The following is a 13,671-nucleotide window of genomic DNA, read 5'->3' on the forward strand; positions in this document are numbered from 1 at the left end:
TTCAATCGCTTTTCTCGATCTGATGGGCCGAACGAGGATAACGAAAAGCCGCTCCGGTTTGTTCCGCAGCGGCTTTTTTGTTCGGCTTTTCGCCGGGACCGATCGTCAGTTCGTCAGGCGCGTCAGCTGTGCGGAGGCCTTCGCTCCGATCGCTTGAAAAGCGGCCAGGAGGTCTTCCATCTTTTCCGCCTGGAAATAATGCGCGTCATCGGAGGCGCAGTAATGCAGCAGCGCCTGCCCGCCCGCGGGTGCCATGAAGGCGATCGTATAGATTTCGATGCCCTTGGACTTGGCGGCGTCGCATGTCTTCTTGGTCGCGGTGTCGTAGGAACGGCCGCCGCTGCTATCATTGTTATTGTCGCCGTCTGTCATAAAAACGATGTACTTCTTGGGCACTTGCCCGGTCTTCTGCTGGTGGGCGGCGTCTTCGGCGTCATTGCCCGCGGCGTTCTTGGCGGTGAGAGACGTGTAAGCCGTATTCACCGCGCCGCTTGAATTCGTGCCACCTCCCGACTGAAGCGCGTTGACATAGCCGGTGACAGCGGTAGTTCCCCAAGCGAGCTTGCTCGCCGTGTACTCAACGAGATCGTAGGATACCGCGCCTGTGCGTACATATTCGGCATTGGGATCCGCGCTATTGAGCTGATCAAAAAGATTGCCGGCGGCGAGCTTCAGTGCTTCTATTTTTGTATAATAACGCGTACGCGTGCCGGTGCAGGTGTCGTAGATTGTCGTCTTACCGTTTTGGTTGAGGTGAGGGTTGCATTTATAGGTGTATGATTCCGTCGTGACGGTGGCGGTAGGATCTCCCATTGACCCCGATTTATCGAGTGCGAGGAACATAGAGATCGAGCCTTGGGTCTGTGAATGCCCGCCGACCGTCGTGCCAGAGGTCGAGAGATGCTGTGTCTTGAAGCCAACCGCCTGCATCAGCGGATTGACCGTGAGGTCGTAACTCGGCGAAACCGTTACTTGGTAGGATGTCGATTTGCCCGATGTCGTTGTTTGGACATTCACGCCCGTTGAGCTCTTGATATCGGTGCCGCTCTGCAGGTAATTCGCCATCTGCCCCGCGACGAAATTCCGTGCAAACGTTTCGGCCTCAGCGGTTGAGATCGTGCCGTTCGCCAGCGCGGTGGCGGTTGCGAGCGCCGCCGAATCGGCTGCTTCCTGCAACTGCTGTTTCGACAGCAGCATATCGCCCACCTGGATCGCCATGCCGGCCGCCCCAAAAAGGACGGGCAGCAGGATCGCCGTCATCATTCCGAAATTACCGCCACGGTCGCCAAGCATGCGACGCAGGCAGGGATTTTGCAAAAAGGAGGTGCTCATCATGTTCACCCAACTGGAGGCCCTGTGAGGTGATATTAGCCACGCCCCTCCTTTCCGCTGTCCTTACGGCGTCAATAGAATTTTAACGAATCGTCGGATTTTTCCAGTTTTGGGATTATTTTAGCGGGATCACGTCGACCGCCTGGACGGCGCGTTGGCCGCCATAGCTTTTCAATACGCCGATGACGGGAACGACGTCGGAATAGTCGCGGCCATAGGCGACGACGATGTGGTCCGTGCCGGCGGGGATGTTGTTGGTCGGATCGAGCTCGATCCAGCCGATCGTCTCACCACACCAGATCCGCACCCAGGCATGCATGGCGTCCGCTCCTTCCAGCCGTTCCTTGCCGGGGGGTGGGATGGTGCGCAGGAAACCGGAGACGTAGCCGGCCGGAATGCCGAGGCTTCGGAGCGCCAGGATCATGATGTGGGTGAAATCCTGGCAGACGCCGCGCTTCAACTTGAACGCCTCGAGCGGCGTCGTGTCCACCGTCGTCGCGTCGGGGTCGTAGGTGAAATCCTTGTTGATGCGGGCACAGAGCGCATGGGCGATCTGCATCGCCGTCAGCTCAGGCATGGCGCAGCTTCGCGCATAGTCCGCGATCTCGCGCGCTTGGGTCAGGCGCGGGCTGTCGCCAAGGAAATGGTGCGGCGAATCCGGCGCCAACGACCAGATGCCTGATATCTCCTCCGGCAAGTCGGCAAGCAACGGCGAGAAATCGGCGGCGATCGGCTGGCTTTCCACCTGCACGCGGGCTTGCATGCGAATGTCGAGCGTCTCGTGCGGCGCGCGCAGCATGAAGGAGGTGGTGGGATGATGGAAGAAATCGACGAAATGTGACTGCTCGTCCGGCGTCGGCGAGATGGTGATCGAGCCGGCGACCAGGCGCTGCCGGTTGGGCAGCGACAGCGGCATCAGGCGCATGACGTGGCGGGCGCCGGAGGCCGGCACGTCGTAGATGTAACCCATGTGGAGGGAGAGATCGTAGAGCATCGCCGTCACCCGAGATAGGTCTGGGCGAGCAGATCGGAAAGCTGCTCCAATTCGCGTTCGAGCCGTTGATAGACCTCGACCCCCATGCCCTCCGGCGTCATCACCGCCAGGCCGGAATGGAGCCGCATCGCCTCGCGGTAGAAGGGCGACATCTGGCCGTTGATCAGGGCATTCGGCAGCTGCTCGACCTCGTGATGGATCTCGTTCACCTGGAAGAGGACCGAGCGGGGGTTAAGGGGGTCGAGCGCCAGCAAGTCGGTGACGGTCAGCCGCGCCGTGTTGACGTTGTAGCGGCGGCGGTGGGTCATGACGCTGTCGCCGATCTCGAGCAGCATGTCGAGGGCGCCGTCAGGCGCTTCCGGGCCGGACATGTGGCCGAGCAGGCGCGTCATGTGCAGGCCGCGCTCGATATAGCGTCCGAGCGAGAGGAAGCGCCAGCCGGTGAAGCGGTACATGTTCTCGTGCACAAGGCCGGCGAAGCCCGCGAGTTTACGCAGAAGGATCGTCATCGCATGGCTGGCATCGTCGCCGGCAGCGACGGTGACGTGAAAGCGGCGGGCGGTCTTGGCGAGATCGTTGAGTGCCAGCCAGCCGTCCGGCGAGAAACGGTCGCGGATGTTGCTCGCCGAATAGACGGCGCTGTCGATGTTGCGCAAAAGCGTTTCCGGCACGGCCTCGGCGGTATCGATATCGACGGCCGTGAGATACTCGGAGACATCGGCGAGCAGCGGCTGGTTCGGATCGGCAGCTTCGGCGTAACGCGCATGCCAGGCGCGCAGGATGCGCAGCGCCCCTTCGGCGCGTTCGATGTAGCGGCCGAGCCAGAACAGATTATCGGCTGCTCGGCTCGGCAGGCTGCCCGGCATGTTGCGGGTGAAGCTGCCCTCGGCCGGCAGCAGCGTGTGGCGCTCGACCGGCTTGTCACTGACGATCCAGACGTCGGCGGCCGCTCCGCCCGACTGCATGGCGATGGCTGCGACATCGGCGCCGGAGCCGATTCGGGCAAACCCGCCGGGCATGATCTGCCAGCCATTTGCGGTGCGGGCGGCGAAGACGCGCAGCGACATCGGCCGCGGCACGAGCTTGCCGTCAACCCAGGCCGGCGTCGTCGACAGCGTGACGACCTCCTGGCCGACCAGTTTCGGGCCATCCGAATTTAGCCAGTCGGTGATGGAATCCCTGGCGGTGGCACGCAGCGAGGAGCCGAGCACGGATTCGCCGTTGTCGTCGAAGAAGGGCGCCCGGGAATAGGCCGGGCCGATGACCATCTTCTCGATGTTCTTTGCGACGTGCTCACGCTCTTCCTTCTGGCCGCACCACCAGGTGGCGATCGAGGGCAGTTGCAGATCCTCCCCCAGCAGACGGTGGCAGATGGTCGGCATGAAGGCCAGAAGCGCCCGGGTTTCGAGAACGCCGGTGCCGAGCGCATTGACGATGGTGACGCTTTCGGCGCGCAGCGCTTCCACCAGGCCGGGCGTGCCGATATGCGAATTCTGGTTCAGCTCCAGCGGATCGGCAAAGGCCGAATCGAGACGGCGCCAGAGTACGCCGATCGGCTTCAGACCGGCGACGGTGCGCACCATGACGCGGCCCTTGACGACGGTCAGGTCCTCGCCCTCGAGCAGCATGAAGCCGAGATAGCGGGCGATGTAGGCGTGCTCGTAATAGGTCTCGTTGGCGGGGCCGGGCGTCAGCACGGCGATCCGGTCGTCGCCCGAATGTTTCATGCCCTGAAGCGCGTCACGGAAGGCGCCGAAGAAGGAAGCGAGGCGATGGACCGGGGTTTCGGCATAGATATCCGAGAAGGCCCGGGTTGTCGCGACGCGGCTTTCCAGCGCGAAACCGGCGCCTGAGGGCGCCTGCGTCCTGTCGGCCAGCACCCACCAGTTGCCGTCAGGTCCGCGGCCGATCTCGAAGGCGCAGAAATGCAGATAATGGCCGGAGCCTGGCCGGATGCCGGCGAGCGGGCGCTGGAATTCGGGATTGGCGGCCATCAGCGCCGGCGGCAGGACGCCTTCCTCCACCAGTCGGTTGTCGCCGTAGATATCGGCAACGATCGCCTCCAGCAGGTCGGCGCGCTGGACGAGGCCCGCCGACAGTGTCTTCCATTCGCGCTCGTCGATCAGCACCGGGATATGCGAGATCGGCCAGGCGCGTTCGCCGGTGCCTTTGCTGCCATAGGCGCGGTAGAAGACTCCCGCATCCCGGAGGTAGCGGTCGGCGCGGGCGAAACGCTCGGCGAGATCCTTTTCCGGCATCGTGCTCAGATGCGAGAGGAAACGCTGCCAGACCGGGCGGACAGCGCCTTTGTTGTCGACCATCTCGTCGGCGGAACCAGGAAGCGGCGCATAGTCGAAGGCCGCATCCTTGACGATACGTTCCTCTGCCTCTCCCCTGCGCTCCGCTGCCGGCCTCTTACCCATCAAAATCCAGCCTTACCCCCGGCCCCAATCCTCGGCCTTAAATTCCGGCGGGCCGCCTCAAATCCAGCGTCAGCGGGAATTCAAGCGAACCTGTCTCGGCGCGCGGGATATAACCGCCCGCCGTATGTCCCCACGGCTCGAAGCGGGCGAGCCGCCTTGCTTCCGCCTCGTTGCCGTTGACCGGGAAGGTGTCATAGGTCCGGCCGCCCGGATGGGCAACATGATAGATGCAGCCGCCGATCGAACGCTTCGACCATGTATCATAAATGTCAAAGGTCAAAGGTGTGTTGATCGGCAGGACAGGATGCAGGCCGGAGGACGGTTGCCATGCCTTGTAGCGGACGCCGGCCACCGACACGCCGGCGGTGCCGGTCGGCGTCAGCGGCAGGGTGCGGCCATTGCAGGTGACGGTATAACGCGCGGTATTGCTGGTTTCGAGCCGCACTTGAAGGCGCTCGACGGAGCTGTCGACGTAGCGGACGGTACCGCCCGGCGCGCCTTCCTCGCCCATGACATGCCAAGGCTCCAGCGCCTGGCGCAGTTCCAGCTTCGAGCCCTCATATTCGACTTCGCCGCAGAAGGGGAAGCGGAATTCGAGCTGGGCCTTGAACCATTCCGGGCTGACGTCGAAGCCATTTTCACGAAGGTCGGCAAGCACGTCGAGGAAATCGGCCCAGACGAAATGCGGCAGCATGAAGCGGTCATGCAGGGTCGTACCCCAGCGGACGAATTTGCCGTCGACCGGGTTGACCCAGAAGCGGGCGATCAGCGCGCGCACCAGCAATTGCTGGGCAAGCGACATGCGTGCGTTCGGCGGCATCTCGAAGCCGCGGAACTCGATGAGGCCGAGCCGTCCGGTCGGGCCGTCGGGTGAGAACAGCTTGTCGATGCAGATCTCGGCACGGTGGGTGTTGCCGGTGACGTCGGTCAACAGATTGCGGAACAGGCGGTCGACGAGCCAGGGCAGCGGCTGCTGGCCGCGGCCGGGAGCGGCGATCTGCGCCATGGCGATTTCCAGCTCGTAGAGGCTGTCGTGACGAGCCTCGTCGATGCGCGGCGCCTGGCTGGTCGGGCCGATGAACATGCCGGAGAAGAGGTAGGAGAGCGAGGGATGGCGCTGCCAGTGGAGGACGACGCTCTTCAAGAGATCGGGACGTCGCAGGAAGGGGCTGTTGTTCGGATTGGCGCTGCCGACGACGACGTGGTTGCCGCCGCCGGTGCCGGTGTGGCGACCATCGATCATGAACTTGTCGGCGCCGAGCCGCGTCGCGCGCGCCTCCTCGTAAATCGCCGTGGTGATGTCGACGCAGTCCTTCCAGTTCGAGGCTGGATGAATATTGACCTCGATGACGCCGGGATCCGGGGCGACACGAATGACGTTGATGCGCTCGTCCTGCGGCGGCGGGTAACCTTCGATATGGACCGGAAGCTTGAGCTCGGCGGCGGCGTTTTCGGCAGCCGCGATCAGCTCGAGATAATCCTCGATGCGCTCGACCGGCGGCATGAAGACGCAGAGCCTGCCGTCGCGCGGCTCGACCGACATGGCGGTGCGCACGGCACCGCGGAGTTCACCGAGCGTCTGTTCGATCCGGCCGCGATTGCTCTCGTCGGCATGGAAAGAGGCTTCCGGCATGGCCCGGCCGGCCGGTACGAAGACATCTGGCAGCGGTCCGCGCGGGATCGTCGGATCGGCGGGGTGGATATAGGGATAACGCGCCGGGGGGACATAGGGCAACGTGCCGAGCGGCAGGCGATAACCGATCGGGCTGTCGCCCGGGACGAGGAAGATCTTGCCGCGGCGGGTGCGCCATTTCTCGCTGATCCAGACTCGGCTTTCCGCTGCCTTGGCGTTCCATGCCTGGACCGGAAGGACGTAACCGGTCGCGACGGTGAGGCCGCGGGCGAAAACGCGGGCGATGCGGTTGCGTTCCTCGGGATCCTTCAGCTTCGAATTTGCCGGATCGACATTTTCGGGAAGGTTGCCTTCCTTGATGATCCAGTCGGCCGGATCCTCATAGGCCGGCTGCACCATCTCAGGTTTGATCGCCAGTTCCTTTGCGATCGCCGTCAGGAGCTTCTCGGCATCCTCGGCGGTGACGCCGGTATCCTTGCCTTCGGCGGCGACCAGATCGAGGTTCTGCCAGACCGGCTTGCCGTCGCGGCGCCAGTAGAGCGAGAAGGTCCAGCGCGGCAGGCTTTCGCCCGGATACCATTTGCCCTGGCCGTAATGCAGGAAACCGCCGGGGGCGAAGCGTTCCTGCAGCTTGCGGATCAGGATGTCGGCCTTTTCGCGCTTGGTCGGGCCGACGGCGGCGGTGTTCCATTCCTCGGACTGGAAATCGTCGATCGAAACGAAGGTCGGCTCGCCGCCCATCGTCAGATGCACGTCCTCGGCTTCGAGGACACGATCGACCTTCTCGCCGAGTTCGTTGAGCTCCTCCCAGCTTTCATCGGAGAAGGGCTTGGTGATGCGCGGGTGTTCGGCGACGCGCGAGACCTTCATGTCGAAGGCGAACTCGGTTTCGGCCTCGCCGAAATAACCGCCGGAAATCGGGGCGGCGTTGCGGTAATGCGGCGTTGCGGCAAGCGGGATATGGCTTTCGCCGGTCAGCAGGCCGGACGTCGGATCGAGGCCAACCCAGCCGGCGCCCGGCAGATAGACCTCCGCCCAAGCGTGCAGATCGGTGAAATCGACTTCGGTGCCGGAGGGGCCGTCGAGCGCCTTCAGGTCCGGCGTCAGCTGAATGAGATAACCGGAGACGAAGCGGGCGGCGAGGCCGAGATGGCGAAGGATCTGGACGAGCAGCCAGCTGGTGTCGCGGCAGGAGCCCTTGGCGCTTTCCAGCGTTTCCTCCGGCGTCTGCACGCCGGTTTCCATGCGGATGACATAGCCGATCTGCCGCTGCAGGCGGGCATTCAGGCCGACGATCATATCGACCGTCGGCTGGTCGGGCGACCAGTCGAGCGTCGGCAGCAGCGCCTTCAAGCGCGGACCGGCCGGCTCCGGCGTCATGTAGATCGACAGATCCTCCTGGATCGTTTCAGGGTATCCGAAGGGCCACTTGGTCGCCTCTTCCTCGACGAAGAAGTCGAAGGGATTGTAGACCGTCATGTCGGCGACGAGATCGACCTCGATCTTGAATTCCGTCACCGGATCCGGAAAGACATAGCGGGCAAGGTAATTGCCGTAAGGGTCCTGCTGCAGGTTGACGAAATGATTGGAGGGCGTGACCTTCAGCGAGTGGCTGAGCACCCGTGTCTTCGAATGCGAGGCAGGTTTCAGCCGGATGATCTGTGGGCCGAGGCGGACCGGCTTGTCATAGGTGTAGTGCGTCAGATGATAGATGCTGGCTTTGATCGACATATTTCTCTTTTTATCCGGCGCGCATCGTCGTGCGGCTTGCTGTTCCCAAAAATCAGTGTGTGCAATGCAGCGAAAGAAAGCAAGGCGGAAAGGTCGACGGCTCTTACGCCGCCTTGGCAAAGGTGACGGCCGCTTTCAGGCCTTTGCCATCTGCGCCCGGCTCCAGCGTCAGGTCGGCGTTGAAAAGATTGGCGATTTCTTCGACGATCGGCAGGCCGAGGCCGGCACCGGGCGCACCGGACTCATTGCCGCGCGAAAAACGTCGGCGCACCGCCTCCAGCTTCTCGCGGGGAATACCGGGGCCATTATCCTCGACTTCGAGGCGGATCGTCTCTGACGCGGCGATAATGCGGACGGTGACCTCAGCTCCCTTGCCGGCATAAGCGATGGCATTGCCGGCAAGGTTGCGCAGCATTTCGCCGATCAGCAGCGGCTCGGCGCGGACCATCGCCGGGCTTTCGCCCTCGAAGCCGAGATCGATGCCGGCGACGGCGGCCGTCGGGATCTGCTCGCCGGTGATTTCCTGGGCGATGGCGGCAAGATCGATGGCGGAAGCGGTCAGTGCCTCCTTGGCGGTGGCGGCGTCGATCTTGGCCATCAGCAGAAGCTGGGCGAGGATGCGTTCGGCATGTGCCACCGCCTGGTCGCCCTTCAGTGCCGCCGCCTGCGCCTCATCAAGCGAGCCGGCGCGGGCGGAAAGGGCAAGTTGGGTGCGGATGATCGCCAGCGGCGTGCGCAGCTGATGGCTGGCATTCCCGGTGAAATGGCGCAGCGCATCGAGCGCCGATTGCAGGCGGACCATGAAGGAATTCACCGTATCGACCAGCGGCTCGACCTCGCTCGGCACGGTCTGCTTAATCGGATGAAGGTCATCAGGGCTGCGTTCGCCGATAGCGTCGCCGAGCTTGTAGAGCGGACGAAGTGCCACCGTGACCGAGATCCAGACGATGACGGCGGCGCCTGCGATCATGAAGGCGAGGCGGAGTGCGGAGCGGACGAGGATCGCCTGCGCCAGCTGCCGGCGGGCAATGGTGGTTTCGGCGACCGTCACCACGAAGGGCACGGAGCGGATGCCTGTCGAGGCGGAGCGTTCGAGTGTGGCGACGCGGATCGGCTCGCCGCGGAAGGTGTCGTCGGCAAAGGCTGCGCCATCGCCGGGCGTCTTCTTCAGAACCGGCAGGGACTGGTAGCCGGTGATGAATTTGCCCGGCGGGCCGTCGACGCGGTAGAAGACGCGATCCTGCGCGGCCGAGGTCAGCATTTCAAGCGCGACATAGGGGATATCGACCTGCAGCGTGCCGTCTTCGGCGACGACGACGCGCTCGGCGATTGCCAGCGCTGAGCCGGCGAGCACGCGGTCGGAGACGATGTTCGAGGTCTGGACCGCCTCGCGATAGGTATCGGCGAGCGCCAGCGTGCCGATGACGGCTGTCGAGACGAGGAGCCAGAAGAGCAGCCGGCGCCTGAGGGAATAGGCGGCTTTCATGAGGCCTCGGGCAGCTTGTCGAGATAATAGCCGATGCCGCGGGCGGTCTTCACGGTCAGGCCGTGCGGCGAGAGGCGCTTTCGCAGGCGGCTGACATATTGCTCGATGGCGTTTGCGGAAATGTCGTCGTCGAAGGCGGTCAGCGATTGAATGATCGCCTCCTTGGCGACGACCTTGCCGGCCCGCATGAAGAGGATTTCGAGCAGGCCGAGCTCGCGGGCGGGAATATCGAGGGGCGTGGCGCCCGATGAAAAGGTGCGGGAATTGAGATCGAAGGAAATGCCGCCGAAGCCGACCGTCGCCGAGCGCAGCCCGGCCTGGCGGCGCAGCAACACGCGCACGCGGGCCTCGAATTCAGCGATGTCGAAGGGCTTGATCAGGTAGTCGTCGGCGCCGAGATCGAGCCCCTTCACCCGTTCTTCCGGCGTGCCGCGCGCGGTCAGGATGAGAACGGCCGCCTGGTTCTGCCGGGCGCGCATGGCGCGCAGCACGTCGAGCCCGTCCATCTCGGGCAGGTTGAGGTCGAGGATCACCAGATCGAAATTTTCCGCGGCGATGACCGCATTGGCAGACGCCCCATCATGGACGACATCGACGGCATGGCCCGTGCCGCGCAAGATCGCCGACAGGCCGTCGGCCAGCGCGATATTGTCTTCGGTGAGCAGGATGCGCACGGATGTCCCCCTGTTTTTCAAAGGAGATTACAGAGGTGGCGGAGCGATGTCACAGCGATTTTAAAGATTCGGTGAACGGCCGGGAAAGGCTCGATTTCAGCTCCCGGTTCTTTCGATCCGCTCGCGCTGTGTCATCGCGGCGGCGAGGAGTTTCCGGAAGCGGGGATCGTCGCGGATGTTGTCGAGGTCGGAATCATTGTTGAACCATTTGATATGGTAGACGGAGCTGTTCGGCAGCAGCCTCTCAAGAAGGTCGATCGACTGGTCGACATCGCCGAGGACGGAATAGACGCAGGCGAGATTGTACTGCGCGACGATGTCATCGGGATCGATGGCGATCGCGCGGGCAGCCCAGTCGCGTGCCCTCGCCGCATCGCCGAGATGGGCAAGCGCCAGCGCGCCGCGATGGGCCGGGCCGGAATTTTCCGGATTGAGGTTCAGGGCGCGTTCGGCGCGCAGCAGGCCGAGGCTCGCCCAGTTTTCCGTGTCCACCATACGGCCGAGCGAGCGGTAGGCGGACATCAGATGGATCGGTGAGACATAGTCATCCGGACGGATTTCGGCAGCGCGGGTGAAATATTGAACGGATTCAGCAAAGTTACCCCGCATGAAGAAGAACCGGGCATAGTGGAAATTCGCCTCGAAGAGGTTCGGGTCGAGCGCCAAGGCACGTTCGAAGGCGGCCGCCGCCCTATCGTCATAGCCGCTCTGATGTAGGGCCAGGCCGTGCGAGGCATGGGCCTCGGGGAGGTCGGGATCAAGCGCCAGGGCACGAGCGCTCATGTCGAGGATGCGCCGCAGCGGCACGTCATCAGGAGCCCAATCGCGGATCGCCGCGTCGCAATCGGCAATGCCGGCATAGGCGCGAGCATAATCCGGGTCGAGCTCGACTGCCTTGCAGAACATGCGCCTTGCGAGCTGGAGATAGGATTTGGTCCAGGTGTGGGAGAGCTGGCGGCCCCTGAGATAATAGGTGTAGGCCTCGACATTGGCGGTTGGCTCCGTCGCGATCGCCTTCTTCTCTTCCGGCAACAGACGCACCTTCAACTGGCCGACGATCGCATGGGTGATCTCGTCCTGGATCGCGAAGATGTCGGTCATGTCGCGGTCGTAACGCTCGGCCCAGAGATGGTCGCCATTGGCGGTATCGATCAGCTGGCCGGAAATGCGCACACGATTGCCGGAGATGCGGACGCTTCCCTCGAGCACGTAGCGCACGCCAAGCTCCTGGGCGAGCCGCTTCACCTTCACCGATATGCCCTTGTAGGTGAAGATGGTATTGCGCGGCACGACGTGCAGGCTGGAGATCTTGGAGAGATCGGTGATGATGTCTTCGGTAATGCCGTCGGAGAAGTAATCCTGATCTGCATCACCGCTCATATTGGTGAAGGGCAGTACCGCGATGAAGCAGGTATTGCGGTTCTGCGCCACCAATCTGGCGGAGGTGGGCGGCGCCAAGCTGACGGTATAGACCTGAACGGGCTGCCTGATGTTCTTCAGCATATGCTCGCCGATGAATTCGAAGCCGAGATTGAGGCGTGAGCCGACCTGATCGCGCACCGAGGCCGACACGGCGATGCCGCCCGGCGCTGCGATACGCTCGAGTCTCGCGGCAAGATTGACGCCATCTCCGAATATGTCGCCGTTCTCAACCACGACGTCGCCGAGATTGATGCCGATGCGGAATTCGACGCGCTCGTCCTTGGGCACGTTCTCGTTGCGGGCGGCCATGCTGCGCTGGATTTCGGCGGCGCAGGCGACCGCGTTCACCACGCTCTGGAATTCGGCAAGAATGCCGTCGCCGGTGAGTTTGACGATCCGGCCCTTGTAGTCTGATATACGAATATCGACCAGCTCGCAGCGATGGCGGTTCAACGCCTGCAACGTGCCGGATTCATCGATGCCCATCAGTCGGCTGTAGCCGACGACATCCGCAGCGAGAATAGCGCTCAGTCGTCGTTCCATGACCCCTCCCATGGATCTTCCCAGATTAGTCTAGCTTTTTATAGAGTTTTTGTCGCGTAGAGTCGTCACCCGAATAAGAAATTCGGGCGGTTTCGACGTTTTTAATACGGCAGCGCGACCATATAACGTCGTCGATCTTCATCAATACTCTAAATGGGTGAAGGATGGAGCCAGCCTCTAATCCTTTGTGATGAAAAGGCGATTCGTATCGGAGAAAAGCGGAGTGTTCTGCTTTGGTCGATACTTTCTGAATCGGCATCATTAAACCTATCGCGGATCGATTTAAGGCTTGAGCCGGACCCAGGGGCATAGCCTAGAAGATGATTCGCGAGGGAATCATGAACGAGCGGATGAACGAGAATCTCTGGTTGACGGCCGCCGAATGCGCCGAGCGAATCGGGCTGACGGTAAAAGCGCTTCGCCTCTACGAGAAACGCGGGCTGATCAACCCCCGACGGACCGGCAAGAACTGGCGGCTCTATGGTGTCGAGGACATCGCACGGCTGAATGAGATCCTGGCACTGAAGCGACTGGGGCTCAGTCTAGCGAGGATCACCGAACTGCTGGCCGGCCACGCGACCGATCTCGACCGGACGCTCGCCATGCAACAAACGCAGTTGCTTTCGCTGCGCAGCCGGATCGAAGACAGTCTCTCGCGGATCAACGCCTCGCGGCAGCGGATCGCCGCCGGCGAACCCATCTCAATCAACGAACTCGTCAGCATAGCGAAGGAGACCAGCATGACCGACCAATCCGCCGTCGCCTGGCGGCGCTACGAGCAGGCGCGGCCGCGCACCGAAGGCACGATCGCGCCTGAGCGCAATGATGATTATCTCGGCGCCTACCTCTTCGATGCAGGCGGCACCATCACGATCGCTCGGCGCGAAGGCGGATTGACGGCGCAGGTGCTCGGGCAGGAGGCCATCGATATTTATCCAGAGAAGGAGGATGAATTCTTCTGTCGCGTGGTGACGGCGCAGATCAGCTTCCGCCGTGGACCGGACGGGCGGGTGGACCGTCTTGTCCTGCATCAGAACGGATATGAGCAAGAGGCGCCCCGGATCCGTGCGGAGGAGGCGGCAAGGTTGGTCGCCGACCTGGAGAACCGGACGAAAAACAAACAGCCAGTCGACAATAGTGACGCACTGCTGCGCAGCCTGATCGCCCAGCATCAGAGCGGCGAGGTCGACTACGACAGGATGGTTCCCGCACTTGCCGATGCAGGGCGGGAGCAGATGCCGATGATCCGCGCGGATCTTGAGCGGGCGGGTGCGCTACGGTCGATTTCGTTCAAGGGCGTGTCGTCCGAGGGGTGGGACGTCTATGATGTCGCTTTCGAAAAAGCCGCGATGGAGTGGCGATTTGTACTTGCTGCGGATGGCAGGTTCAGCGGAATTTTCTTTCGAAGATTGCCGTGAGGCCGGGCCAGGTTA

Annotated in this window: 8 protein-coding genes; 1 reads left to right on the forward strand and 7 read right to left on the reverse strand. The window is 62.8% G+C overall.

Annotated elements, in window-relative coordinates:
- Positions 1 to 105: 105 nt before the first annotated feature.
- The 7 genes from AC1D2N_RS20030 to AC1D2N_RS20060 all read right to left on the reverse strand — a co-directional run bounded on the left by AC1D2N_RS20030 (position 106) and on the right by AC1D2N_RS20060 (position 12,238).
- Entirely contained in the window at positions 106 to 1,332 is a 1,227-nt protein-coding gene (locus AC1D2N_RS20030; RefSeq protein WP_047622436.1) for a TadE/TadG family type IV pilus assembly protein, read from the reverse strand.
- A gap of 115 nt (positions 1,333 to 1,447) precedes the next feature.
- Positions 1,448 to 2,326, reverse strand: a complete 879-nt coding sequence (locus tag AC1D2N_RS20035; protein WP_047622437.1) for a transglutaminase family protein — start codon at positions 2,324 to 2,326, stop codon at positions 1,448 to 1,450.
- A 5-nt stretch (positions 2,327 to 2,331) separates the two neighbouring features.
- Complete coding sequence (locus AC1D2N_RS20040) at positions 2,332 to 4,749, reverse strand: circularly permuted type 2 ATP-grasp protein (RefSeq protein ID WP_047622417.1); 2,418 nt, start codon at positions 4,747 to 4,749, stop codon at positions 2,332 to 2,334.
- A 37-nt stretch (positions 4,750 to 4,786) separates the two neighbouring features.
- Positions 4,787 to 8,113, reverse strand: a complete 3,327-nt coding sequence (locus tag AC1D2N_RS20045) for a transglutaminase family protein (protein WP_130759014.1) — start codon at positions 8,111 to 8,113, stop codon at positions 4,787 to 4,789.
- A gap of 103 nt (positions 8,114 to 8,216) precedes the next feature.
- Positions 8,217 to 9,599 (reverse strand): sensor histidine kinase, encoded by a 1,383-nt coding sequence (locus tag AC1D2N_RS20050; RefSeq protein ID WP_065278067.1) that lies wholly within the window; start codon positions 9,597 to 9,599, stop codon positions 8,217 to 8,219.
- Positions 9,596 to 10,273 carry a response regulator gene (locus tag AC1D2N_RS20055; RefSeq protein ID WP_003542898.1) on the reverse strand — a complete coding sequence of 226 codons (678 nt, stop codon included), beginning with the start codon at positions 10,271 to 10,273 and terminating at the stop codon, positions 9,596 to 9,598. Before AC1D2N_RS20055 ends, AC1D2N_RS20050 begins: the two co-directional genes overlap by 4 nt.
- 96 nt (positions 10,274 to 10,369) lie before the next feature.
- Positions 10,370 to 12,238, reverse strand: a complete 1,869-nt coding sequence (locus AC1D2N_RS20060) for an adenylate/guanylate cyclase domain-containing protein (RefSeq protein WP_018243560.1) — start codon at positions 12,236 to 12,238, stop codon at positions 10,370 to 10,372.
- Between the two features lie 338 nt (positions 12,239 to 12,576).
- On the opposite strand from AC1D2N_RS20060, the gene AC1D2N_RS20065 reads away from it, so the two are divergent.
- Complete coding sequence (locus AC1D2N_RS20065) at positions 12,577 to 13,656, forward strand: MerR family transcriptional regulator (RefSeq protein ID WP_477981833.1); 1,080 nt, start codon at positions 12,577 to 12,579, stop codon at positions 13,654 to 13,656.
- Positions 13,657 to 13,671: the final 15 nt, after the last annotated feature.

This window comes from Rhizobium sp. P1_B8 (assembly GCF_056406515.1).